This is a genomic window from Pseudoruegeria sp. SHC-113, assembly GCF_025376885.1.
GTDB lineage: Bacteria > Pseudomonadota > Alphaproteobacteria > Rhodobacterales > Rhodobacteraceae > Pseudoruegeria.
In genome coordinates, this window is record NZ_JAHUBR010000001.1 from 138,825 (window position 1) to 162,639 (window position 23,815).

Annotated in this window: 23 protein-coding genes; 7 read left to right on the forward strand and 16 right to left on the reverse strand. The window is 66.0% G+C overall.

Annotated elements, in window-relative coordinates; translation table 11 throughout:
- Positions 1–30: 30 nt before the first annotated feature.
- The 7 genes from addA to regB all read right to left on the reverse strand — a co-directional run bounded on the left by addA (position 31) and on the right by regB (position 11,637).
- A complete protein-coding gene (gene addA / locus KVX96_RS00715) occupies positions 31–3,414 on the reverse strand; it encodes a double-strand break repair helicase AddA (protein WP_261192008.1) in 3,384 nt (1,127 codons plus the stop codon).
- Positions 3,411–6,329, reverse strand: coding sequence for a double-strand break repair protein AddB (addB, locus tag KVX96_RS00720; protein WP_261192009.1), 2,919 nt, complete (start codon positions 6,327–6,329; stop codon positions 3,411–3,413). Before addB ends, addA begins: the two co-directional genes overlap by 4 nt.
- Positions 6,322–7,008, reverse strand: a complete 687-nt coding sequence (locus KVX96_RS00725) for a nucleotidyltransferase family protein (RefSeq protein ID WP_261192010.1) — start codon at positions 7,006–7,008, stop codon at positions 6,322–6,324. The genes addB and KVX96_RS00725 overlap by 8 nt, the downstream gene beginning before the upstream one ends.
- Positions 6,993–8,006 (reverse strand): aminoglycoside phosphotransferase family protein, encoded by a 1,014-nt coding sequence (locus KVX96_RS00730; protein WP_261192011.1) that lies wholly within the window; start codon positions 8,004–8,006, stop codon positions 6,993–6,995. The genes KVX96_RS00725 and KVX96_RS00730 overlap by 16 nt, the downstream gene beginning before the upstream one ends.
- Positions 7,999–8,472 carry a tRNA (adenosine(37)-N6)-threonylcarbamoyltransferase complex ATPase subunit type 1 TsaE gene (gene tsaE, locus KVX96_RS00735; RefSeq protein WP_261192012.1) on the reverse strand — a complete coding sequence of 158 codons (474 nt, stop codon included), beginning with the start codon at positions 8,470–8,472 and terminating at the stop codon, positions 7,999–8,001. Before tsaE ends, KVX96_RS00730 begins: the two co-directional genes overlap by 8 nt.
- Positions 8,473–8,520: 48 nt before the next feature.
- Positions 8,521–10,149: a PAS-domain containing protein gene (locus KVX96_RS00740; protein WP_261192013.1), complete on the reverse strand. Its 1,629-nt coding sequence runs from the start codon at positions 10,147–10,149 to the stop codon at positions 8,521–8,523.
- A gap of 96 nt (positions 10,150–10,245) precedes the next feature.
- The gene (gene regB, locus KVX96_RS00745; protein ID WP_261192014.1) at positions 10,246–11,637 is read right to left on the reverse strand and encodes a sensor histidine kinase RegB; all 1,392 of its coding nucleotides are present in this window, start codon (positions 11,635–11,637) and stop codon (positions 10,246–10,248) included.
- A 98-nt stretch (positions 11,638–11,735) separates the two neighbouring features.
- Between regB and KVX96_RS00750 the strand changes: the two genes are divergently transcribed.
- The 3 genes from KVX96_RS00750 to KVX96_RS00760 all read left to right on the forward strand — a co-directional run bounded on the left by KVX96_RS00750 (position 11,736) and on the right by KVX96_RS00760 (position 13,463).
- Positions 11,736–12,356 (forward strand): SCO family protein, encoded by a 621-nt coding sequence (locus tag KVX96_RS00750; protein WP_261192015.1) that lies wholly within the window; start codon positions 11,736–11,738, stop codon positions 12,354–12,356.
- 68 nt (positions 12,357–12,424) lie between these two features.
- Positions 12,425–12,979, forward strand: a complete 555-nt coding sequence (locus tag KVX96_RS00755) for an ActR/PrrA/RegA family redox response regulator transcription factor (RefSeq protein ID WP_261192016.1) — start codon at positions 12,425–12,427, stop codon at positions 12,977–12,979.
- A gap of 79 nt (positions 12,980–13,058) precedes the next feature.
- Complete coding sequence (locus KVX96_RS00760) at positions 13,059–13,463, forward strand: hypothetical protein (RefSeq protein ID WP_261192017.1); 405 nt, start codon at positions 13,059–13,061, stop codon at positions 13,461–13,463.
- Between the two features lie 123 nt (positions 13,464–13,586).
- Here KVX96_RS00760 and KVX96_RS00765 read toward each other — a convergent pair whose 3' ends face one another.
- Together KVX96_RS00765 and KVX96_RS00770 are read right to left on the reverse strand one after the other, a co-directional pair.
- Complete coding sequence (locus KVX96_RS00765; RefSeq protein ID WP_261192018.1) at positions 13,587–14,072, reverse strand: GNAT family N-acetyltransferase; 486 nt, start codon at positions 14,070–14,072, stop codon at positions 13,587–13,589.
- Entirely contained in the window at positions 14,065–14,664 is a 600-nt protein-coding gene (locus KVX96_RS00770; protein WP_261192019.1) for an HD family hydrolase, read from the reverse strand. The genes KVX96_RS00765 and KVX96_RS00770 overlap by 8 nt, the downstream gene beginning before the upstream one ends.
- 166 nt (positions 14,665–14,830) lie before the next feature.
- On the opposite strand from KVX96_RS00770, the gene ahcY reads away from it, so the two are divergent.
- Positions 14,831–16,219 carry an adenosylhomocysteinase gene (gene ahcY, locus KVX96_RS00775; protein ID WP_261192020.1) on the forward strand — a complete coding sequence of 463 codons (1,389 nt, stop codon included), beginning with the start codon at positions 14,831–14,833 and terminating at the stop codon, positions 16,217–16,219.
- A 178-nt stretch (positions 16,220–16,397) separates the two neighbouring features.
- The gene (locus KVX96_RS00780; protein WP_261192021.1) at positions 16,398–16,739 is read left to right on the forward strand and encodes a DUF2853 family protein; all 342 of its coding nucleotides are present in this window, start codon (positions 16,398–16,400) and stop codon (positions 16,737–16,739) included.
- A gap of 74 nt (positions 16,740–16,813) precedes the next feature.
- Here the strand turns inward: KVX96_RS00780 and KVX96_RS00785 are convergent, their stop codons facing one another.
- The 7 genes from KVX96_RS00785 to tsaD form a co-directional block, all read right to left on the reverse strand.
- On the reverse strand, positions 16,814–17,815 hold the full coding sequence (locus KVX96_RS00785; protein ID WP_261192022.1) for a DUF1214 domain-containing protein: 1,002 nt from the start codon (positions 17,813–17,815) through the stop codon (positions 16,814–16,816).
- Positions 17,816–17,888: 73 nt separating this feature from the next.
- On the reverse strand, positions 17,889–18,185 hold the full coding sequence (locus KVX96_RS00790) for a DUF4377 domain-containing protein (protein WP_261192023.1): 297 nt from the start codon (positions 18,183–18,185) through the stop codon (positions 17,889–17,891).
- A gap of 3 nt (positions 18,186–18,188) precedes the next feature.
- A complete protein-coding gene (locus KVX96_RS00795) occupies positions 18,189–18,584 on the reverse strand; it encodes a DUF1761 domain-containing protein (RefSeq protein WP_261192024.1) in 396 nt (131 codons plus the stop codon).
- A gap of 124 nt (positions 18,585–18,708) precedes the next feature.
- Positions 18,709–19,128 carry an EVE domain-containing protein gene (locus tag KVX96_RS00800; RefSeq protein WP_261192025.1) on the reverse strand — a complete coding sequence of 140 codons (420 nt, stop codon included), beginning with the start codon at positions 19,126–19,128 and terminating at the stop codon, positions 18,709–18,711.
- The gene (locus KVX96_RS00805; RefSeq protein ID WP_261192026.1) at positions 19,128–19,400 is read right to left on the reverse strand and encodes a YciI family protein; all 273 of its coding nucleotides are present in this window, start codon (positions 19,398–19,400) and stop codon (positions 19,128–19,130) included. Before KVX96_RS00805 ends, KVX96_RS00800 begins: the two co-directional genes overlap by 1 nt.
- A gap of 5 nt (positions 19,401–19,405) precedes the next feature.
- Complete coding sequence (locus KVX96_RS00810; protein ID WP_261192027.1) at positions 19,406–20,368, reverse strand: NAD(P)H-dependent glycerol-3-phosphate dehydrogenase; 963 nt, start codon at positions 20,366–20,368, stop codon at positions 19,406–19,408.
- The gene (gene tsaD, locus KVX96_RS00815; RefSeq protein ID WP_261192028.1) at positions 20,365–21,462 is read right to left on the reverse strand and encodes a tRNA (adenosine(37)-N6)-threonylcarbamoyltransferase complex transferase subunit TsaD; all 1,098 of its coding nucleotides are present in this window, start codon (positions 21,460–21,462) and stop codon (positions 20,365–20,367) included. Before tsaD ends, KVX96_RS00810 begins: the two co-directional genes overlap by 4 nt.
- A 160-nt stretch (positions 21,463–21,622) precedes the next feature.
- Between tsaD and KVX96_RS00820 the strand changes: the two genes are divergently transcribed.
- Both KVX96_RS00820 and KVX96_RS00825 read left to right on the forward strand, forming a co-directional pair.
- Positions 21,623–22,342 (forward strand): uroporphyrinogen-III synthase, encoded by a 720-nt coding sequence (locus KVX96_RS00820; protein WP_261192029.1) that lies wholly within the window; start codon positions 21,623–21,625, stop codon positions 22,340–22,342.
- A 56-nt stretch (positions 22,343–22,398) separates the two neighbouring features.
- Positions 22,399–23,808: a COG4223 family protein gene (locus KVX96_RS00825; protein WP_261192030.1), complete on the forward strand. Its 1,410-nt coding sequence runs from the start codon at positions 22,399–22,401 to the stop codon at positions 23,806–23,808.
- The last annotated feature ends 7 nt before the right edge of the window (positions 23,809–23,815 follow it).

A 23,815-nucleotide genomic window follows, 5' to 3' on the forward strand; every position in this document is an offset into this window, starting at 1 on the left:
TAGGGAACGTATGGAGGCCGCCCAACAAGGTCAAGATGTAGCGGTGCGCCCGAGGGCAGCCATCACGGCCTCGTGTGAGAGCGGCATCAGCGTGGCGTCGCGCGTCCAAAGGATCGCAGGGGCAATCTCGCGCCCCGGAAAGATCGCCTCCAAAGCCGCCACATAGGCCCCCATCTGGCGCAACAGCCCTTCGGGCACCTCGGATTCCTCCTTTGGCACCAGTTGGTTCGTCTTGAAATCCACCACCGTCACCCGCTCGGGCGTCACGATCAGCCTGTCCACCGTGCCTTGAATCCGCTGCCCGCCAAGCGCCGCCACCGGGGCCGTCAAATCTACTTCCGCCAGCGTGTCCGCGTCAAAAAGCATCGCCAGATGCGGCGCTTTGATCACGCCCGCCGCCTCGGCGAGCATATCGGCCATGTCGCCCGTGGGCAGCTCGGCGGCCTGAAACAGGCGCTGCGCCATTTCCGGCCAGAGGGATTCGGGGTGGTCGGGCAGATGTTCGAGCAAGAGGTGAATCGCCGTGCCGCGCTGCAGGGCTGCCTCTTCGTCCCAATCCTCCAGCACCCCCGCCAACGCCTTCGCGCCGCCAAGATCGGACGGCGTGAGCACGGGTGTTTGCGCGGATGGGCGCGGTTGTGCGCGTTGCGCCGCCCATTCGGGAAGATCGGGCAAAGGCGCATCCTGTGCCCCTGCCCCGTCGCTCGCCGTTTGCGGCCATGCGCCGGTTTCCAGCCGAAGCCCCGGCGCGCCGAAAAAGTCCTGCTCCACGGCGCCGGCCGCTTTCAGCCCCGCTTCGATCAGGTCAAACCACGTGTCCCCGGATTTCCCCAGATCGCCGCAGGCGCAGGTGATCAGCCATTTCTCCGCCCGCGTTGCGGCCACGTACAAAAGCCGCATCCGTTCGGCATACTGCACCGCTTTCTCGGCCTCCATCGCGGCCTCCATCGGCGCGGGCTGGGCGATGCCGCCGACCTTCCACATCGGCAGACCGTCTTCCGAGCGATAGATGTCGTCCCGAAGCCTGATCGGGCGCTGGCCGGTGTCGGGCAGGATCACGATCGGCGCTTCCAGCCCCTTGGAGCCATGCACCGTCATCACCCGGATCTTGCCACCGCCGCTGTCGAGCTGGCGCTTGATCTCCACCTCTTCGCTTTGCAGCCAGGCAAGGAAGCCGGTGAGGCTCGGCACCTCGCTGTTTTCATAAGACAGCGCCTGATCCAACAGGGCATCGATGCCGTCTTCGGCCTCCTCGCCAAGGCGGGAAAGCAGCCGGTAGCGCCCCTGATGGCGGGTCAGGAGCCGCTCGATCAGTTCGAAAGGCCGCAGGAAATCGGCCTCGCGCCGCAGATCGTCCAGCACCGCAAGCGTATCGGTGTGCTGATCGCGCGCCTCGCGCAGGGCCTGCCAGAGCCTGCGCGCGCCCCGCCCCTGTGCCAGCGTGTAAAGCTGCTGCTCGCTCCAGCCAAAGAGCGGCGAGCGCAGCGCGGCGGCGAGGGAAAGATCGTCCTCCGGCAGGGCCAGGAAGGCCAGCAGCGCGATGATGTCCTTAACCGCCAGTTCGCCGCCCACTTTCAGCCGGTCCGCGCCCGCTATTTCCAGCCCCTGCTCCTTGCAGGCGCGGATGATCTCGTGGAACAGGGCCGAGCGGCGCTGCACGAGGATCAGGAAATCGCCGGGCTGCACCGCGCGCGCCTCGCTGGCGCTTTGGGGCAGCGGTTCGCGGCTGTCGATCATGCGCTTGATCTCGCCCGCGATCATCCGCGCCAGCCGCACCGAATGGTGATCCTCGCTGGGCTTGTCCACGGGATCAAACCAGTCGCCCGGCTCTTCCTTTTCAGTTTTTTCCACGAGCGGCCAGAGATCGCAGCGCCCCGGCAGATCGCGGTTGAAGGCGATGTGGCGGGAAATGTCGCCAAGGTTAGCGGCTAGCGGGCCTTCGAAAATCTTGTCCACCAGCTGCAGCACGGCGGGGCTGGAGCGGAAGGAGTATTCCAGCTGCAAGGCCTGCAAGCCCCGCCCCGAGGGCGCAAGGCGGGCAGCAAAGTGATCGCGCATCCGGTCAAACGCGCCGGGATCGGCTCCTTGAAAGGAGTAGATCGATTGTTTCTTGTCGCCGACCACGAAAATCGTGCGCTCCACATCCTCGCGCGCGCCGGTGCCCGCCGTGAACTCCTGCGCAAGGCTTTCGATCACCGCCCATTGCGTTGGCGAGGTGTCCTGCGCTTCGTCCACGAGGATATGGTCGATGCCGCCATCAAGCCGAAACAGCACCCATTGCGCCACGGCGGGATCGGTGAGCAGCTGGCGGGCCTTCAGGATCAGATCGTCGAAATCAAGCCAGCCCCGCGCCTGCTTGCGCCGCTCGTACTCCGGCAGGAAGGCGGCGGCGAACTGGTGCAGAGCAAAGGTTTTTCGGGCGGTATAGAGACTGTATTGCGCAAATCGCGCCGCCTCGATGCGCTCCATGAAAGCGTCGAGCTCGGGCAGGATCGGCTCCAACGCCTCGCGCGCGGCCTTGTGGTTGGATTGCGGCACGCCCCCCACCTTGGCCCGATCTTTGCGGTCGCCACTCTTGTAGAGAAAGGCATCGCACAGCGCGTCGAAGTCTGCGGGCCCCGGCTCCTTCACATTGATCGTCGCCAGCGCAGCGGCGAGCTTCTGATAGGTGGCCGACTGGCCACGCAGCATCGGCAGAAGCTCACCGAACAGCGCGGGTTCGCTGCCATCGAAAGCCAGCGCGATGGCAGCCTGCTCATCGAACCTCGGCGGCAAGCCGAAGCCTGCCAGAACCGCATCCATCGTTGGGGCCGCGCCGAAATCGGCGGCGAGGCGGCAGACTTCTGCCGTGAGCGCGGCGAAATCCTCACCGGTGTGATGGGCGGCCATGCCATCAATCAGCCCCTGCAGCGGGCCATCGGCCATTTCTTCCACGATCTGCTCACGCAAGAGCAGCGCGGCGCGGTCGTCCATTTCGGTAAACTGCGGCGAGACGCGGGCTTCCAGCGGGAAGCGGCGCAAAAGCGAGGCGCAGAAGGAGTGGATCGTCTGGATCTTCAGCCCGCCCGGCGTTTCGATGGCGCGTGCAAAGAGCCTGCGCGCGGTGCGTAGATGTTCGGCATCGATCGTGCCCTCCTCGCCCAGATCGCGCAATTCGGCGCGCAGGGCGTCATCGGGTTTCATGGCCCAGCCGCCAAGGCGACGGAACAGGCGGTTCTGCATCTCGCTGGCGGCGGCCTTGGTGTAGGTCAGGCAAAGGATGTGCTGCGGCTCCAACCCGGTGAGCAGCAGCCGGGCCACGCGATCGGTGAGCACCCGCGTCTTGCCGGAGCCGGCGTTGGCGGAAAGCCAGGTGGAGGCCAGCGGATCGGCGGCGATCACCTGCCGCTCTGTGGCGTCATCGCGCGGACTCATGCCAGATCCTCCGGTGTGGGCGCGTCGGAATCCTCCCATTCCCCATAGCGGGAGAGGTGATCGTAATCGCCGGCATAGGTGAGAAGCGCCGGGGCGCGGCGGGCCGTGAAACCCTGATTTGGGCTAAGATAGGCTCTGATGAGCTCGTCCAGCTCCGCCCATGTGCGCGCCGGGGAGATCTCGTCCAACGGCGCGGGCTCTTCCTTCGGGCTCGCGCCAAGGCCGATGTAGGCGGCGTAATCCACCGTGCCCACGTGGATCTCTGGGAAGGCCCCGTGTTCGATCATCGCGGCCTCCAGAAGCAGTTGCTTGTCGAAAGCGGCCTGCTGTTTCTTGGACGGCGGCGCGCCGGTTTTGTAATCATAAAGCCGGAGCGTTCCGGCGTCGCTGCTGTCCACCCGGTCCAGCCGCGCGGTGAGGGTGACACCGGTGCTGCCGATCAGCGCCTTGCCCGATTTCTCGACCCCGATGGGCGCGGCCGTTTCGCGGCGCGCACGTTCTGACGTGACGAACCAGTCGGCCACGCGTGCGAGCTTGGCCAGCCAGAGGCGGCGGGCGGTGGGCCAGGGGACCTCTTCCTCAAGCACGGCGCTGGCGGTGGCGATGAGCCGCGCTTCCGCACCATCCGAAAGATCATCTTCGGCGATGAACCGCTCCAGCACGCTGTGCAGCACAGTGCCGCGCAAGGGCGCATCGGGCGAGGGATGCAACGGGTCGACAGGCTTCAGCCCCAACACGCCGCGCGCGTAGATCGCGTAAGGATCGCGGATCAGGGTTTTGATCTGGGTGACGGAATATTGCACCGGACGGGCGGCAACAGGCGGGCGCGGTGAGGGGCGCTTGGCGGCTTGCACCTGGCCGGGCTGTTCCAGCTTGGCTGCAAGCGCCAGCCAGTGATCGCCGCGCGCTTCCATACCGGCCAAGGCTTCCGCGCCGCCCTGAGCCTCAAGGCCCGAGAGCAGGTTCACCAGCCGGTTCAGCCAGCGCGAGGGCACGGTTTCGGCCTCCGAATCCCGCGCTGCGCGGCTGAGCCAGATCTCTTTCGCGCCCGCTGCCATCTGGAAGTCATGGGCCGAAAGCCCGATGCGGCGCTCGGGCAGAAGCAGGCCCGCGTCATGGCGCATCTTGCGGTTCAGCCAGGGATCCGGCGCAGGGGTGGGCGGCCAGATGCCATCGTTGAGCCCGCCCAGAATCACCACATCGGCGGCCTGCACGCGGGCCTCCTGCGTGCCGAGGATCATCAGGTTGGGGAAATCCTCGTCCGGTGCGCGCACGTCGCTCTTGGCCAGCAGCGCGCGGAACAGCTCGCTGTATTCATGCGGGGCCATGTCGCCGCCGAACCCGGCGTCGGCGGTGAGCGCATCCACCACGGCGCGCGCCTTGCGGCCAGCCGCCTCACGCCAGAGCTCGCTTTCGCCGCCCGTAGGACCAGCGGCCAAGGCCTCGGCGCAGGCGATGTGCAGCGCGGCCCAGTCGGCGAGGGGGCGGGTGACGGGCACGTCCTCGAAGGGCAGGGCGGCGATCAACCACTCGGCCCACACAGGCGCACCTTCGTCCTTTTCGGCCTGCTTGGTCGCCCATTTGCGCAAAGATGCTGCATCGGGAAAGGCGGGGCCGTTGCGGCGCAGCGAAAGCTCAAGCTCCCGCGTGCGCAGCAAATGCGTGCCGCGATCCCCGGCGGAATGGGTGATCGGGTGTTTGAGCAGGGTCAGCAGCGCCTCGATGGTGAGCCGCTGGCCGTAAAGCCGCGCCACCAGCCGCAGGAAGCGGCCCGGAGCAGACAGATGCAGCGGGAAGCCGGCGCTGTCGTCCACGGTGACCTGCCAGCGGTCCAGCGCGGCTGTCACCTGCCGCGTGAGCATACGGTCGGGCGTGATCAGCGCCAGCGTTTCGCCGGTGTCCACCGCCTGCCGCATGCGCAGCGCGATGGCGAGTGCCTCGGCGCGGGCAGATGGGGCTTTCAGGTAGGTGATCTGCGCCGTCGCCTCCGCGATACCCTCCAGATGCGCGCCTTCGCTCATCCATTGATCGGTGACGGGCGCGGGGCGCAGGGCGAGCGACAGCAGCGTGTTGCGCGGCGGGCACGGGGCAGGGGCTTTGGCCCACTCACCCACGGCGCTGGGCGAAAGGCCAAGCGTTTTCAGTAGCTTGCCATAGCGGAACTGCGGGTGATCCTCGCTTTTCATCGCATCCGACAGGCTTTCCCAGACAGGCTCTGGCAGATCGAAATCGAAGCCCGGCAGGATCACGGCCCCTTGGGGCAGACGGGCAACGGCCTCCATCAGCAGGTGGGTGGCCCCGCGCGAGCCGGTGGAGCCAGCGATCAGGATGGGATCCGGCGGCGGGGCCTCGGCCCATTGGGCGGCGAGCCGCTCCACCACCATACGTTGTCGGGCCTCGGCGTCGGGCGCGTCCTCATCGGCGACGAAGGCCTGCACGATGCGGATGAACTCCAGCGCGCGGGCCCAGTGGCCGGATTGATCCGTCACGTCGAGCTGCGCGATCTCCTCCGGTGTCACGCCTTCGCCGTGCATCTCGTCCAAAAGCGTGGCGAGGCTGTCGGCAAGGTCATAGGCGCTCGCCGTCGGGGCGAGATCGGGTGCGCCCTCGATCAGGCGCGCGATCAGTTGCGCCAGTTCCAGCCGCCGCCGCAGGGGAGAGATGGCGGGGGGCAGCGGGGCATCCGTGAGCCCTTTGCCCAGATCCTGAATCAGGCGGATGCGCGGCAGCAACAGCGCGCCGCCCTCGGCAAAGAGGCTGCGCAGGCGGCGTTGCATCCGGCCCGTGTTGACGAAGATCTGCACCCGCGCAAGCGCTTCCGGGCCGGCAGCGCCATAGCGCGCGATCACCCCATCACGCAGGGCCTTCGGGAAATCCGCGCCGGGGGGCACGCCGAAGAGCGTGGTGTCAGCCATGGGCGGCCTCCGCGAGCATTGCTTCGGCAAGCGGGATACAGTCTGGCCGGCCCACATCGCACCAACCGCCTTGATGGCGCAGGCCGAAGAGGCGGCGTTTGGCCTGCATCACGTCCCACAGGCGGTTGAGGGAAAAGGCGGCTTCCGGGATGGTCGGTAGCAGATCGGGCTTGAGGATCTGCACGCCGGAATAGATCAGGCCGGGGCCACGGCTCAGGCGGCCTTCGGGATCCATCAGGAAATCGCCCTTGCCCGTGTGGCCACGCGCATCCTGTGGCGCGACGAGCAGCAGCAGCGCGTCCATCCGCGCCGGATCCCATGCGGTGGCGAGCTGGCTGAGCGGGTTTGCGCCCGTCCAGGCGGCGTCGGTGTTCATCGTGAATACCGGGCCTTCGCCGAGCAAGGGCAGAGCGGCGCGCAGGCCGCCGCCGGTTTCGAGAATGTCAGGCTGCTCCTCGGAGAACAGCACATCGCGCCCGGCAAGTTGGGCGCGCAGTTGATCGGGGCGATAATGCAGGTTGGCCACCGTACGCAGCGGGCCATGAGCATCGCGCAAGGCCAATGCGTGATCGATCAGCGGACGACCTGCAACCTCGATCAGCGGTTTCGGCTTGTCGGCGGTCAGCGCACCCATGCGGGTGCCGAACCCGGCGGCGAACAGCATCAGGGCGTCGGGCATTGCTGGCGCAGCCTTTCCAGAATGTCTTCGGTGGGGGCGGGTAGGGCCGCGCGCAGGGGGGCGGCCAGATCCGCAAGGGCAGGGTGCGCCAGATCGCGCTCCAGATGCGCCCAGACACGGGGCATCAGGGCAAGGTATCCGGGCTTGCCAAGGGCACGGGCAAGGCGGGCAAACACCCCGAGGATCCGCAGGTTGCGCTGGGCCCCCTGTACCGCGAGCGCAGCTTCGAAGCGCTCCGGGTCCAGCCCGTTTTCATGGGCATACCACGAGATGCAGGCCAGCCGCGTGCTTTCGCGGATGTCACGCCGGGCGTCCTCCAGAAGCGAGATCAGATCATAGGCGGGATGGCCGAGCAGCGCGTCCTGAAAATCCAGGAGGCCCAGCGCCTGCACGCCGCCGCGTTCGGGCAGAACCATCAGGTTCTCCGCGTGGTAATCGCGCAGGATCATCACGTCTGTCTCCGGCGCATGGCGGGCCAATGCGGCCTCCAGAAGCGCCTGAACTCGGCCTTGTGCGGCGGGATCGCCGGTGCCCGTTGCGGCGGCATATTCCGTGAAGGCCACATCCACCATCGCGGCCATTTCCGCCGGGCCGTAGGGCTGCAGGCCTTCCATCGGCGGCACGCTGTGCAGGTAATGCAGCACCTTGGTGGCGCTGAGATAGAGCGCGCGTTCCGTGTTGGGCGCATTGGCGACGACAGAGGCCATCACCGCCTCGCCGAAATCCTCCAGCAGGAGAAGGCCGTTCTGATCGTCGCGAGCAAGGATGTCCGGGGCGGAGAGGCCCACGGCGCGCAGGTGCCGGGCGACATCGCAAAAGCGGGCGATCTCGGCCCTGGAGCCTGCCGGGCAGAGCATGAGGATGGCGCTTTCGCCGTCCGCGCGGGTCAGGCGCTGGTAGCGGCGGGCCGACGCGTCGCCCTGCATGGGGGCGGCTTCGGCTTGGTGCCAGCCGGCCTGCGCAAGGAAAGCGGACAAGGCCGCGGCGGTTTCAGGCATGAAGGCCATCCAGAACGCCGGCCCAGCGTTTCCGGGGGCCGCACAGGGCAAGGCTGCGGCCCGTGCCATCGGGCTGGTGGGCAAACGAAAGCTCCAGCGCGTTGCGCGGGGTGTAGGCCCCAAGCCGGTCCGGCCACTCCACGAGGCAGAGCGCGGTGTCGAAGGCCTCGTCCAGCCCCAGCTCGAATGCATCCTCCGGGCCGGAGAGGCGATAGAGATCGCAGTGCCAGATCTCGAAGGCAGGGGCGTCATAGGTCTGGACGAGGGTGAAGGTGGGCGAGGGCACGTCTTCGGGCTCGGGCAGCAGGGCAAGGATCAGGCTGCGGGCGAAATGGCTTTTCCCCGCGCCCACAGGCCCCGACAGCAGCAGGCAATCCCCGGCCTCAAGCAGGGGCGCGAGCTGCTGGGCCAACTCGGTAGAAGCGGTCTCATCCGCGAGGGTCAGGGAAAGGCGCGCATCGCTCATGGGCGGATATTACCTGCCCCGCCCCGGCCCGCAAGACGCTTCGCGCCCTTAGCCCTGATGCGCCTGCAGACGCACACTGGTGAAGGGCACGGCGGTGTCGGCGGCGCGGAAGCGCACCAGCGTGGCGTTGCCGGGCAGCGGTGCCACCGTGGTGCGCAGGGCGCGGCCATCCAGCATGCGGACATCGGCCTCCCATTCGGCGCGATCGCGCGGTGCGGCGGCGAACTCCCTCAGATCACCCCAGGCCGGGGTCGGGTGGCACCGGTTGCGCCACATCCGGCTGGTTTCAAAGATGGTGAACTCGCTCAGCGCGCAATCGTCGGAGCCGAACCACAGCCGCGCGAAGGCCCGGTTGGTGAAGGCTAGCCGCCCGCCTTCGGAGAAGACGGCAATGGCATCCTCCATCGTGTCGAGCACCGCTTGCGAGATCTCCAGCTCGGCCCGGAAGTGGCGGGTGAGCGAGACCTCGGTGCTGATGTCCTCCAAAAGAAAGGCGATGGCGTTGTCGGGGTGGGGGCGGCCGGTGAGGCGGAAGGAGCGGCCTGAAGGTAATGTCCAGGTTTCCTCGTAGGCACCGCGCGTGGATTCGGCCTCGGCCTGTGTGATGCGCCGCCGCCATTCGGCGAAATTCCGGGGCTCCGGCAGCAAGCGGCTTTCGCGCAACCGATCAAACACCGCATCCAGCGTCGGGCGCAGGCTCAGAAAATCCACAGGCAGCCCGGTGAGATCGGTTAGCGCCGGGTTGAACAGCGCGAGCCGCCGGCTGCGGTCAAACACGGCAAGGCCGATGGGCAGATGCGCGAAGGTTTTCGTCAGGGTCTGGACGAATTGTTCCAGCGTGCGCTGGGCCGAAACAGCCGCCGAGGCATCCACCGCATAGTGCAGCGACTCCCGGCCCACGGCAAAGCTGCGGCAATCGAACCATGTTTCTTCTTTCTGGCCGATCAGCTGTAGCGGCAACCGGCAGGCGCGGCTTTCTGGCGTGCCCTGATCGAGCGAAAGATCGGTGAAAATCTTCACCGGCGGCCAGCCGCGCGCCTCTTCCGGGGCGACGTCCGCCTGATTGGCGGCGGTGTCCAGATAGGCGGTGTTGGCCCAGGTCACGGCGCCAGCCGAGGTTTGCCGCCAGATCGGAAAGGGCGCGGTGTTGAGCAGCTGGCGCAGGCCTGCCACCTCTTCGCGCAGGAAGGCGCATTCCCAATCGGCATCCTTGCGCACTTCGGGCTGGGACAGCGTGAGCCGGGTAAAGCCGCCCCATTGGAGAAACTCGATACGGCCGGCATCCTCGGGCGTGCGCGCGTGAAAGATCTTGCGGATTTCAGGGGCTTCGGTGGCCGCATCGACAGGGTGTTCAGGATCGTCGCCGCTGGGGTCCCCGGTGGGGTGGCCGAGGTCTGTGCTCAGATCCAGCATGCGGTCCAGATCAGGAAAGCGGGGCTTTAGGGCGCGGATCAGGGTGAGAAGATCGGTTTCCTGCTTCTCGGCGGTTTCCAGAAGCCCATCCGCCGCGCCGGAGGCATCCACCAACCGGGAGCCCTGAAACAGGAAGCTGGTTTCGCCGCGATCATCCGCCGACTGGGGCTCACCCGGCGTGGGATGCACGACGAGCGCCCGGATCGTCAGCCAGGCGGCTGCCGCAGAGAGCAGCAGCGTTGTGAAAAGAAGCAGCGGTTGCATGGGCACAGGTCGAAGTGGTTTTGTCCGACGCTACCGCGGGATGGTTAACGGAGGTTTAACCGCCGCCCGGCCCTTAAAACCGCCCAAAACGCCAGATCAGGCGAACTGCTGGTTCTCCCCGAGCGGCCCTGTCCAATCCTCGGGCTTGCCCTCCAGCGCGCTGCGCGCCCAGCGCACCTGCACGATGGCGCCGGATTTCTCGGGCCGCTCCGATTCCTCAAGGAAGGGATCGGAGCCATTGGCAAAGCTCAACTCCGCCCCGGTGCGCTCCAGCAGCGTCTTGGCGATGAAAAGGCCCAGCCCCATCCCCTCGTACTCCGGGCGTTTGGCGGTTTCGGTGGCGCTGGCCCGGCGGCGCACGAAAGGATCGCCGATGCGCCCGATCAGCTGCGCCGGGAAGCCCGGGCCGTTGTCCAGAATACGGACCGTGATTGCGTCATCGCTCCAGCCGATCTCGACCCAGACGCGGCTGTCGGCGAAATCCACGGCGTTCTGCACAAGGTTACGGATGCCATGCACGAACTCCGGATAGCGCATCACCATGGGCTGCGCGCCGGGGGCCTCATCCGACACCAGCGCGAAGCTGATGTCCTTGCCACGGTCCAGATGCGGCTCGGCGGCCTCGTGGATCACGGTTTCCAGCGGTGCGCGCTTGAGGTGCTTGTCGTCCTTGCCGGCGCGCCCCATGGAACGCAGGATCTCGCGGCAGCGGTCGGCCTGTTCGCGGATCAGCTCCGCATCTTCCTTTAGATGCGTGCCTTCCTCCAGCTCGTCCATCATCTCGGTGCTAACAAGCTTGATCGTGGCCAGTGGCGTGCCCAGCTCATGGGCTGCCGCCGCGACAACGCCGCCCAGATCGGTGAGCTTCTGTTCCCGCGCCAGCGCCATCTGCGTGGCTAGAAGCGCTTGCGACATGGAGTGGATTTCCCCGGTCACGCGCCGGGCGTAGATGCCGAGAAAGACGGTGCCGATCACGATGGCGAGCCAGAAGCCGAAGAGAAACAGCGCGGGCAGCTCGTAGATCTCGCCCTCGGAGGTTTGCAGCGGCAGGTGAAACGCGGCGACACAGGTGATCGCGGCCAGCGCAACGATGCCCAGCAGCAGCGTGGAGCGCATGGTGAGCACCGTTGCTGAAACCGTCACCGGGGCCATGATCAGCAACGCGAAGGGATTGTTGAGCCCGCCCGTCAGGTAGATCAGCGCCGAGAGCTGGCAGATGTCGAACAGCAGCAGCGCGAAGCTTTGCCTGTCGGTCAGGCGCTTGGTTTCGGGATAGATGAAGGTGGCCACGAGGTTGGCGATCACCGCCGCCCCTATCACAAGATAACAGAGCCCCAACTCCAGCTGCACGTCAAAGACGCGGCGGGCAATGAAGATCGCGCCGATCTGCCCCGCGATGGCGAACCAGCGCAGCACGATGAGCGTGCGCAGGCGGATCCACCCGCTGCGCTGTGTGGCGCTGAACAGGGCTGAGGTGCTGTCGGACATGTGCTGCTCGCGCCTTCGTGAATGCGTCAACCTGCACAATTGTTAATCCGCAGCTGCAGGACGATCAATGCGCCCAACCCGCCAGAAGGACATTCGCCATGACCCGCCTCATCGCCATCGTTGCCTCAACCATCGTGATCGCCATGCTGGGCGTGCTGTGGTTCGTGACCTCAGGCACCCGCAGCGACGATCAGTTCGCCGCCTGCCGCGAGTCCCAGATCGCGGGCGGCGCCGGGGCCATTGGCGGGCCGTTCACGCTGGTCAATGGCGACGGCGAAACGGTGACGGATGCCGATGTGATCACCAAGCCCTCGATCCTCTACTTTGGCTATACCTTCTGCCCCGATGTCTGCCCGCTTGATAACGTGCGCAATGCCGAGGCGGTGGATCTTCTGGCCGCGCAGGGCATCGAGGTGACGCCGGTGTTCATCTCCATCGACCCTGAGCGAGACACGCCCGAAGTGATGAAAGACTACGGCGAGATCATTCATGACCGTATGATCGCGCTGACGGGCTCCGAAGAGCAGGTGAAGGCTGCCTCGCAGGCCTACAAGACCTACTACCGCAAGCAGGAGAGCGAGGATGAGTTCTACCTCGTGGACCACTCCACCTTCTCCTACCTCGTCCTGCCGGACCATGGCTTCGTGGAGTTCTTCAAACGCGATACCACGCCGCAACAGATGGCGGAAAGCGTCGCCTGTTTCGTCGACGCCAGCTAGCGCTGTTTGACGGGATGGGGCCTTCGCCCTAAACATTGGGAAAAAGAAGGTTTAGCGAAGGATTGACCATGGCCGACCGCGAGCTGGAGGAGATCGGGGCAGACAACACCCTGCTTCTCGTTGACGATGACGAACCGTTCCTGAAGCGGCTCGCCCGCGCCATGGAGAAACGCGGCTTCGCTGTCGAGACGGCTGGATCGGTGGCCGCTGGCCGCGCCTTCGCAACCGCGCGCCCCCCGGCCTATGCGGTGGTGGACCTGCGGCTTGAGGATGGCTCGGGCCTTGAGGTTGTCGAAACGCTGCGCGAGACGAGGCCAGATTGCCGTGTTGTGGTGCTCACCGGCTATGGCGCGATTGCCACGGCGGTGGCCGCGGTGAAGATCGGCGCGATGGATTACCTTTCCAAACCAGCGGACGCCAATGATGTGACGGCGGCGCTCTTGGCCTCGGCGGGCGATCTGCCGCCGCCGCCTGAGAACCCGATGAGCGCAGACCGCGTGCGCTGGGAGCATATCCAGCGCGTCTATGAGCTCTGCGACCGCAACGTGAGCGAGACAGCCCGTCGGCTGAACATGCACCGCCGCACGCTGCAACGCATCCTCGCCAAGCGCAGCCCGCGCTAGGGCTGTGGGCCTGTTGCCGTTCCGTATGGTTTTGGCCGCAGGCGCGACCCTTGTGCTAGCCGCCTGCAACACCAGTCCCGTGCCGGACGCCTCGGCCCCTGTGTCCGGTGGGGCGTCAGGCCTTGCCTTGGCACCGGATCACCTCCAGCCCATCGGCTCCCCCCTCCGGATCGATTTCGGCCGCGCTGAAGCCGGCACAGTCGCGGCCATCAGCCGGCTTGTCGGCGCACAGCCGCAGGCCCGGATCCCCTGCAGCAACGGTGCCGGTGCGGCGCAGCGCTGGGCAAATGGGCTGACACTCTATTTCCTGCGCGAAGGCCTGCACGGCTGGCGGCTTGAAGCCGGGCGCGGCGCGTCGGTGGCAACGGTGGAAGGCTTCGCACCGGGCCAGCCTGTTCCGGCGGCCACGGGGCCCTACGTGTTTGAAGGCGATGCATCGGGGCTCACGGCGATCAGTGCTGGGGAAAGCTGCCCGTTGGGGTAGGTGTTATGGGATGTTTCGCCCGGCGGTACGCCGGGCAGCGCCGGCCCGCCCCCATGGGGCGGCGCTTTGCGCCACCCCGCGGGACAGCACTGCCCTCACCGCTTTCAACGCAATTTCAGTGCCTTAATCCAGATCGAAGCGCTTAAGAACCTTGTCCACCACTTGCCCATTGGCCATCTTGTAGCCCTGCCAGTGATCGTAAGTGCGAAAGCCGCGGCTCTGGTAGTAGATCAGCCCGCCTTCATTGTCGGCGCGGATGTTGGCGTTGATCCAGCCCGCGTCCATCTTCATCGAGGCCTGCCGCGTCGCGTCAAACAGCGCAGAACCGATGCCCAAGCCCGCCTGCCCGCGTTTCACGAAAGTGGCGATGTCGATGGCCTCGGGCGGCAGGTAGCCCTGCTCCCCCAGCCATTGAAACCCGATCACCGCGCCGCGCCCGTCCAGCGCCACATGCCAGGCGGAGCGCCCCGGCGCTGCCATCCAGTCTTTCAACACCTGCGCGGTGACGGGCTCCGTCAGCGCCGTGGTGCCGCCTTCAGCGATGATCTCGTTCAGGATCTCGGCCATGCCGCTGCAATCTGACGGCCCGGCCTTGCGCACCTCACCCATGGCAGGCCTCCATCAGTTCCCCATGCCGCGCGGTGAATGCCGCGCGCACGTCAACCGGTGGGCGCGGCGTGATCTGCAAATCGGCTTTCAGATCCTCCGGCGGGCGGCCGAAGAACTTGTTGGCCTCGGCCTCGGAGAAGCCAGCAATCTGCGTCGCTTCGAACCACGCGCTGATCTTGTCGGCGCGTTTGATCTGCTTCTTGACCGACACCGGGATCGCTGCCGGCAGGCCGAAGCGGATGTGGATGGCGGCGGTAAGCCTGTCGTCCAGCAGGCCGTAATCCGGGCCGACGGCGGCTTTCACCGGGGAGATCATGTCGCCGATCACATATTCCGGCGCGTCGTGCAGCAGAGCCGCCAGCTGCCATTTCGCCGGAGCCTTGGGCTGCAGGCGGCGAAACAGCGCTTCGACCAGCAGCGAATGCTCGGCGACGGAATAGGGGTAATCGCCTTCCGTCTGCCCGTTCCAGCGCGCCACGAAGGCCAGACCATGGGCGATGTCGGCGATCTCGATGTCCACAGGCGTCGGATCCAGAAGATCGAGCCTGCGGCCCGAAAGCATGCGCTGCCAGGCGCGGGGTTGCTGGGGCATGGCTGTTCGTACTCACGCTTGGTCGTTGTGGAACTCTGCGCCCAAGAGACCCCGAGCGGCCATGGGGCGCAAGCCTCAGGTGGGCAGAACACAGTAGTCCGGTTGCCGCAGGCGGGCGTCGGTGCTATCTGCGGCTTAAATCATGGACGCGTGAAGGAGCAGCCCGATGGCCGCCGATTACATTGTGAAAGACATCTCGCTTGCCGCCTATGGCCGCAAGGAGCTTGATATTGCCGAAACCGAGATGCCGGGCCTGATGGCTCTGCGCGAGGAATATGGCGAGAGCAAACCGCTGAAAGGCGCGCGGATCGTTGGTTCGCTGCATATGACGGTCCAGACAGCCGTTTTGATCGAAACGCTGGTGGCGCTGGGCGCGGATGTGCGCTGGGCCTCGTGCAACATCTTCTCCACGCAAGATCACGCGGCAGCGGCGATTGCCGAGGCTGGTATCCCGGTCTTCGCGATCAAGGGCCAGACGCTGGAAGAGCACTGGGATTACCTCGATAAATCTTTCCTCTTCGCCGAGGGCCCGAACCTGATCCTCGACGATGGCGGCGACGCAACGCTCTACATCCTGCTCGGCGCCCGCGCCGAAGCCGGCGAAGACATCATCGCCGTGCCGACGAGCGAGGAAGAGGCCGTGATCAAGGCCCAGATCGCCAAGCGCATGGCGGCAAGCCCCGGCTGGTTTACCAAGATGCGTGAGCAGATCGTCGGCGTGTCCGAAGAAACCACCACCGGCGTGCACCGGCTTTACGAGCTGCAGCGCGGCGGCCAGCTGCCCTTCCCGGCGATCAACGTTAACGACTCCGTCACGAAGTCGAAGTTCGACAACAAATACGGCTGCAAGGAATCGCTGGTCGACGGCATCCGCCGCGCAACCGATACGATGATGGCTGGTAAAGTGGCTGTTGTCTGTGGCTACGGCGACGTGGGCAAAGGCTCCGCCGCCTCCCTGCGCGGCGCGGGCGCGCGCGTGAAGGTGACGGAAGTCGATCCGATCTGCGCCCTGCAGGCGGCGATGGACGGCTTTGAGGTGGTGCTGCTGGAAGAGGAGGTCGAGAAGGCCGACATCTTCATCACCACCACCGGCAACAAGGACATCATCCGCATCGAGCACATGCGCGCGATGAAGGATATGGCCATCGTCGGCAACATCGGCCACTTCGACAACGAGATTCAGGTTGCCGCGCTGAAGAACCACAAGTGGACCAACATCAAGGAACAGGTGGACATGATCGAGATGCCCTCGGGCAACCGCATCATCCTGCTCTCCGAAGGCCGCCTGCTGAACCTCGGCAACGCCACCGGCCACCCCTCCTTCGTGATGTCGGCTTCCTTCACCAACCAGGTTCTGGCGCAGATCGAGCTCTGGACGAAGGGCGATGCCTACAAGAACGAAGTCTACGTTCTGCCCAAGCACCTGGACGAGAAAGTGGCCGCGCTGCACCTCGCAAAAGTGGGCGCGAAGCTCACTAAGCTCGATGCGGATCAGGCCTCCTATATTGGCGTGAAGCCCGAAGGCCCCTTCAAGCCCGAGCATTACCGCTACTGACGAAGGGGGTGGGGGCTCTGCCCCCCGTCCCTTGCGGGACTCCCCCCGAGGTATTTGGCGCGAGAGGAAGGCGCTAAAGCTGGGGGGAAATCCTGCGAGATGTTTTCCTTTTGCGCGCATGCGCTTTGGCCTTAGGCTCCTGCCACCATAACTCATACGTGACACTGGGAGGATGCCGATGGGCAAACGGGACGAACTGATCGCGCAATATGCCGATGATCTGAAGAACAAATGCGGCATGACGCCGGATATGGCGCTGCTGGAAAAGGTGACAATCGCCTGTGGTCCGGCGATCTACAACGCCGATGCCTCCACCGTTGCCGCGACGCAGGAGAGCGAGCTTGAGACGGTGAAGAACAACTTCCTGATCAAGAAGCTTGGCCTTGCCGATGGCCCGGCGCTGATGGACGCGATCAACGCGGTGATCGAGACCTACGGCAAATCCGAGCGCAACAAGTACCGTGCCGTTGTCTACTACATGCTGGTGAAGCATTTCGGGAAGGAAGCCGTTTACGGCTGACCTCTGGACCGGTGCAGCGACGAAGCCCCGCAGGAGATCCGGCGGGGCTTTTTGTTTGTTACTGTTGGGAGGGCCTAGCCGGCGGGTGTGACGTCCGGGAGCACGTAGCTGCGATCCAGCACGGCCTGGCCGGGGCGGTAGACGCGCATCAGGAAGTTCCAGCCTTCCGACACATCCACGCGGTTGGCTTGCGCGCCGCAGTCTGCTTCCGAGCCGTAGTAGGCGGTGAAGGTTCCATCCTCGTTCAGCGTCACGTTGCGGTCGTTGATGATGTTGTTGTCGGACTTCATGAAGCCGTCGCTGCCGTAGACGGTGATGGACCAGAAGGCATCGTTGGGCGGCACCTCGTAGGTGGCCGTCTGGCAACCGGTCGCGCCAGCGGGGGCGGTGTAGTTGATGTAGACGGCGTCTTTCTCGGGAAACAGGCCCCAGGCCCCGGCGACGGCCAGATGGCGTGTGTCCTCGTTCACCTCGCCGCGCGGGCCCATCCAGTCGGGCTCATACTGGGTGAACTTCTGAAATTCGACCTCGTAGTCGGCACGCAAAGCCAGCATGCTTTCCACGTCCCATTGCGGATCGGGGAAGAGATCGTGGTTCGCGGCCTCGATCACGAACTGGTTCTGCATCTCGTTGACCAGCGCGACATCCGTGGGATCGCTTGGATCCATGATCTGGATGCGCTGGATAAGGGCGACGTATTTGGTGTCATCCGGTACGGCGTAGGTGCCCGGCTCATAGAAGACGGTGGGGGCGTAGTGATCATTGTCGATCACGAGGATGGAGAAGTAGCGGTCATCCGGAAATTCCGGGATCGTGATGGTGGCGCCGCCTTCGGTGTCCACCACGGCCCCGGCATAGAGCGTGTCGCGGTTCATGCGCACGACGGCCTGCGCGTCCAGCGGGGTGGGTTTGCGGATGTAGTAGAAGCGGTTCACATCCTCGCCCGCGTTGAGCTGGAACTGATCGAAGGTCACATCCACTTCGGCGCGGATGTAGGTTTCGGGGGTTACGGTCTCCTGCGCGACGGCGGGGAGGGCGAGGGCGAAGAAGGGGGCGGCTAATATGGCGTGGCGCATGGGAACGTCCTTTTACGGGTCAATGAACTGGCAAAATAGCTAGAGCGCCTGTGGTGCCATGGCAAACGGGCGGTTAGTTGAGGCGTTCCACCATCTTGTAGGTGAAAGCCCCGGCATCCGCCGGAAGGGGCAGCCCGGCGGGCGTGCGCAGCACGCTGAGCGTGGCGGGCTGGCCCTCCACATGGGTGTAGCCCGCGATCGGATCATAGAAATACGCGCCGTTCACGATCAGGCAGCGCATGGGCGCGACACCGGTGCAGGGCTGGGTGTCGGCGGCGATGTTGAAGGTCAGCAGCTCGCCTTGGGCCGGCGTGCTGCTCTCGCACGCGGCGAGGGCAGCCAGAGCGGCGAGGATGATCGCGCCGCGCATGGATCAGAACAGCCCGAGCACGGCACCGATCACGGTGCAGCCGATGGTGGCATAGCCGCCGTCGATCACGATCAGCTGGCGCGGGCGGCCAGCAAACGTGTAATTCGTTGCAATCCACGGCGTGGCGATGAAGAGGCCCAGCCCGAGGCCCGCCACAAGGCCCTTGCCGAGCCCGTCGATCCCGCCCAGCGCGAAGACGTGGCGCATCATGCCGGCGACGATGATCAGGCAGACGAGGCTGGTGATATAAGGGATCGGATCCTTGGAATTCTTGGGCCGGCCATCTTCGCCGCGCTCAACGCCGGCGGCTGTCATCCACGGCTCGGCCAGCCGCATGTACCAGACGGCTCCGAAGCCATAGGCGGCCAGTGCCGCGACGATCACGCTCAGAAATCCCATCGCATGTCTCCCTGATGAATACGATGGGGTAACTATGCCCGCGCTTCCGGGCCGCGCCTAGACGTTTTTTGCCAAGTCTTTCGGTGGCGCGCTCAGGCTGATTGGGGGCGAAACAGGCTCTGAGTCAGCCCGAAACACCACCCATTTCGCAGATCAGCGCCCATTCGGCATCGGCCACGGGTTGCACCGAGAGGCGGGTGTTGTTCACCAGTACCATTTCGGCGAGGCGTGGCTCGGCCTTGCACATATCCAGCGTCACCGGCTTGGGCATTGGCGCGACGGCCTTGATGTCCACGCATTCCCAACGCGGATCATCGGTGCTGCTGTCGGGGTGGACCTCGGCGCAGACCTCGACGATGCCGACGATCTTCTTGTCCTTCTGGGAGAGGTAGAAAAAGCCGAGATCCCCGAGCTTCATCTGCCGCATCATGTTGCGCGCCTGATAGTTGCGCACGCCGTCCCATTCCTCGCCGGCCTCACCCTTGGCGACCTGCTGCTCCCAGCTCCAGGTGGAGGCTTCGGATTTGAACAGCCAATATGCCATCAGCCGATCACCCGGTTCCACGGGATCAGCTCGACCGAGGCGAAGAGCCCGGCCTTGCCATAGGGATCGCCCGCCGCGAAGGCCTCGGCCTCGGCCATGTCGGCCACCTCAAGGATGATCAGCGAGCCGCACATCGCGCCCTCGGCGTCCAGCAGCGGGCCGGCCTGTTCCACGGCGGGCGTGGCTTTCAGATAGGCCACGTGATCGGGCCGGTTTTCCATACGGATCGCAAGCGCGCCGGGTTTGTCTTTCGCAATCAGGGCGACTTTCATAGGCTCTATTCCTCCTTGAGCGGGCGGGAGAGCAGTGCATCCACGGCCTCCCGGATTGTCAGTTTCTGTTCCAGCACGGCAGCGACGACGCTGGTGATGGGCATCTCGGCCCCGGCTTCGCGCGCCAGCCGGGCCACGGCGCGGGCGGTGGCGGCGCCTTCGACCGTCTTGCCCGCATCAAAGCTTTCCCCGCGCCCCAAGGCCAGCCCGAAAGAGAAGTTGCGGCTCTTCTCCGAGGTGCAGGTGAGGGCGAGATCGCCAAAACCTGAAAGCCCGGCGAGCGTTTCGGGGCGCGCGCCAAGTTGCTGCGAGAGCCTCTGCATCTCGGCAAAGCCGCGCGTCATCACGGCGGCGCGGGCGCTTTCGCCGAGGCCCGCACCGATGGTGACACCGCAGGCAATTGCGATGACATTCTTCAGCGCGCCGCCAAGTTCCGCGCCGGTGGTGTCGGTGGTGCGGTAGAGGCGCAGCGTGTCGGTGGAGAGCGCGGCTTGCAGGCGCTGGGCTTCGGCCTCGTTCCCGCAGGCCAGCGTGAGCGCCGTGGGAAGACCACGGGCGATGTCGATCGCGAAGCTGGGGCCGGTGAGCACGGCGGGCGTGGCGGTAGGGCAGGCGGCGGCGATGGTGGCCGTTGGGCCAAAACCGCTTTGCAAGTCCACGCCTTTGCAGCAGGCGACGATGGGTTTGCCAGCGAGCCGCGCGCCATGTTCGGCAAGGAAGGCCGCGATCTGTTGCATGGGCACGGCGAGCAGGGCGATACCGGCCTCGATAGAGGCGATTTCTGCTGTAACAGTGACGTTTTGAGGAAGCGACACACCCGCCAGCCGCCGCGCATTTTCGCGCGTGGCCTGCATCTGCGCGGCGTGCTTCGCATCCCGCGCCCAGAGCGTGACCGGGGTGCCGCCACGGGCGATTGTGATGGCGAGGGCGGTGCCGAAGGCCCCGGCGCCCAGAACGGCGATACTCATGCTTTCGCGCCTTTCTTGCCCGATCCCAAAAGGGCGGGGCTGCGGTTGTCCAAGGGCCAGCGCGGGCGGGCGGCGAGTGCCATATCGTCAGCCGCGCCACTGGCAAAGCGCTCAATCCCGGCCCAGGCGATCATCGCGGCGTTGTCGGTGCAGAGCTTCAGGGGCGGCGCAAGGAAGCGCACGCCTTGGCTTTCACACAGCGCCTCCAGAGCGCTGCGGATGGCCGCGTTTGCGGAGACGCCACCGGCGACGGCGAAGGTTGGCGTGGCGGGGGCCTCGGCCAGATAGGTTTCGAGCGCCCGGCGGCTCTTCTCGGTGAGCACGTCGCACACGGCGGCCTGAAAACTGGCACAAAGATCGGCGCGGTCCTGCCGGGTGAGGCCGCCTTTTTCGGCCACCACGCCATCGCGGGCGCGCAGTACGGCGGTTTTCAGGCCGGAGAAGCTCATGTCGCAACCGGGGCGATCCAGCAGCGGGCGGGGCAGGGAAAAGGTTCTATCATTGCCGGACTTGGCCTCTGCCTCCACATGAGGCCCGCCGGGTTGGGGCAGGCCGATCAGCCGTGCGACCTTGTCGAAAGCCTCGCCGGGCGCATCATCGATCGTTCCGCCAAGGCGGGTGTAACTTTCAGGGCCGGAGGCAATGAGGAACTGGCAATGCCCGCCAGACACAAGCAGCATCAGGTAGGGAAAGGCCACGCCATCAGTGAGCCGGGGTGTCAGCGCATGGCCGGCGAGGTGGTTCACCCCGACCAGCGGCAACCCGGCACCGGCGGCGATCCCCTTGGCGCACATCACGCCCGAAAGCACGCCGCCGATCAGGCCGGGGCCCGCCGTCACCGCGATCCCGTCCAGATCGGAAAGGTCAAGGCCCGAGGCCGTGAGCGCCTCTTCCACGCAGATGTCGAGCTTCTCGGCATGGGCGCGGGCAGCGATTTCAGGCACGACGCCCCCGAAGGCCGCGTGCAATTCGGCCTGCCCGGCAACGACATTGGCGAGGATTTCGGCACGGCCATCTGGCCCCCGGCGCACAATGGCGGCGGCGGTATCGTCGCAGCTGCTTTCAATGCCGAGGAAGGTGAGCGCTTTGGTCATCCGTTTCGTGCCGGTTGCCGGTTGGGTCTTCGGCAGGTAACACTTGGCAGGCTTTCATACAATGCCGCAGGCGAGGCCCCGTTTCGTGACGTGCCCCCCAAGTGACCAGATCCCAGAGGCAAACCCGGCCTGGACCGATAAGCGGCCCGAAATACAGCCGGTGCTCCTGCTCACGCGCCCGCGGGCCGCGGCGGAGCGCTTTGCCGCGCAACTCCCGCCGCAGCTGCGCTACCGGCTGCAGATCGAGATCGCGCCGTTGGCCCAGATCCTGCCCACCCGCGCGCCCGTGCCGGATCCCGATGGCTTTGATTACGTGGTCTTCACCTCGGAGAACGGAGCCCAGATGCTGGGCGGCGCACCGCGCGCCTTGCCTGCGTGGTGCGTTGGTGCGCGCACCGCCGATGTGGCCAACGGGCTGGGCTACCGGATCGCCCATGTGGCACCGGATGTGGCCGCTCTGCTCACGGCGCTCAAAGACGCGCGGCCCAAGGGGCGGGGGCTATATGCGCGGGGTGTGCAGGTGAGCCGCCCCCTTGTTGAAACGCTTGCGCAGCACGGTCTGCAGATCGACGAAGTGATGCTCTACCGGCAGGCCCCCTGCGATTGGGAGCCTGATCTTCTGGCCCAGCTTGGTGGCAGGCGTCTCTTAGCGCCGCTGTTTTCCCCGCATATCGCCCGGCGGTTCCGGGCGGCCATCGAGGGGAAGGGCCTGGATGTTTGCGCTATCACCTTCAGCCCGTCTGTGGCGGAGGCGCTTGGCCCTGATTTCGCTGGGGAAATCCTGACATGCGCCAGCCCGGACGCTGGCGTGATGGTGGAAGCCATCGAGGGGCTATTGGACGCATGGGGTACGCTTGAGCGTGGTGGATCGCCAAGCTAGTGTGAGTGGGCTGCCGCACTGCGGCGTGATTCATTTAAGGGGTCGGAGGGGTATTCGTGGCCAGCAGAAAGAGCAAGCAGGGCAAGGACACAAGCGCCAAGCCGGAAGACGTGGCAGAGGCGGAGGCCCTGCTGTCGCCGGAAAGCGATGCAAGTGACGCGCCCGAGGTCGATGAGGCCGAAGCAATCCTGCCGGAAGAGATCGAGCCGGAAGACCCGGATGATCTGGACGATGCCTTTGACGATGGTGTCCAGCTTGGGGCGTCCGAGGAAGATCTGCGTGACATGCAGGCGCTTGATGGCGTGAGCGACGAGGATCTGGACGCGGTGCTGGCCGAGATCGAAGAGCCGATGGAGGAGGCCATGGAAGAGCCCTACGCCCCTGCGCCTGCCCCGGAACAGAAAAGCGGCGGCGGCCTGCTGCCCGTCATGCTGGGCGGCGTGGTGGCCGCGGGCGTTGGCTTTGGCGCGGCGTGGTATCTGATGCCGCGTACTGGCGGAGACACCGAAGCGCTGCAAGCCGCATTGGCCGCGCAAGGCGAAACCATCGCCGCGCTGCGCGAAGAGATTGCCGAGATGTCGGCGGCCAGCGCCACCGCTCCGCAGGCCAATGCGGAGGTTGCCGAGGCCATCGCCGCGCTGCAGGCGCAGCTCTCCGAGCAGCTTTCGGGCCAGATTTCCGGCGATATCGCCGGCCAGATCGCCGAGGTTGCCGCACAGGTGGGCGCGGTGTCGGCCGGGCTGTCCTCCGTGGATGCCCGCCTGCTCGAAGCCGAGAAGCGCCCCGTCACCGAAAGTGCTGGCGCGGCGGCTGCCGTTGAGGCCTATCAGCGCGAGCTGGAAGCCCTGCGCACCACGGTGCAGGAACAAAAGACGGCGATGGAGGCCATGTCGAGCGAGGCGCAGGCTGAAGCCGAGGCCCGGATGCAGGAGGCCGCCGAACGCGCCGAGGCCGCGCAAGCGCAGGCTGCTGCCGCCCTCACCCGCGCTGCCCTCGTGGAGCTGTTGCGCGCGCTGGAAAGCGGCGCGCCTTTCGCCGAGGCCATCGCGAGCCTCTCTGAAAACGCCACGCAGCCGGTGCCCGAAGCTTTGGCCGCAGCAGCCGAAGGCGGTGTGCGCCCGATGCCGGAACTGCAAAGCGGCTTCCCCGCCTCCGCCCGCGCGGTGCTGGACGCCACCATCCGCGCCGAAAACGCCGAGACGATCACCGGCCGCCTGACCGCTTTCCTGCGCAACCAGACCGGCGCACGCAGCCTTGCCCCGCGCGAAGGCAGCGATCCGGACGCGATCCTCTCGCGTGCCGAAGCCGCGCTCAATGCCAATGATCTGGCTGCCGCGCTCGCCGAGCTGGAGCAATTGCCGGAGGCCGGGCAGGCCGCCATGGCGGATTGGCTCTCCGCCGCGCGTCAGCGCGCCACCACTGTGAAGGCCGCGCAGGAATTTGCGCAGGGCCTGGACGCCATCTGAGGATAAC